Consider the following 383-nt stretch of genomic DNA (forward strand, 5'->3'; position numbering starts at 1 on the left):
TCAAAATAACCAGAAATAAAATTACATGGGGTGATTATAATAAATGGGTGCAGGTTACCGGAAAAGAATGGAATGCATACTACAAAAAAATAAAAAATAGAGATGTTGAAGATGCTTATGATGAAAAAATTCTACGAGAAATTGGTGATGAATACCCAGCCTCAGTAAACTGGAATGAAGCGAACGCGTTTTGCCACTGGGTTGGGAAAAAAAACGGGAAAACTATCACATTACCGACTGAGGCTCAGTGGGAATATGCAGCTCGTAGCAGAGGACAATTCTTTCAGTTTGCAAACAGTGATAATCAATATAATCTATCCACTCCAGATAGAGAACTTAATTTCACCCACGATATAGCACCTGTTGGTTCATTTCCTCCAAAT

The 383-nt window shown here is 37.3% G+C and carries 1 protein-coding gene; it reads left to right on the plus strand.

The window, feature by feature from the left end; genetic code table 11:
- Positions 1-383 (plus strand): formylglycine-generating enzyme family protein (locus tag HEM79_RS22390; RefSeq protein ID WP_183082731.1); only part of this gene is annotated, 383 nt, incomplete at both ends.

Source organism: Escherichia sp. 93.0816 (assembly GCF_013368855.2).
GTDB classification, from domain to species: domain Bacteria; phylum Pseudomonadota; class Gammaproteobacteria; order Enterobacterales; family Enterobacteriaceae; genus Escherichia; species Escherichia ruysiae.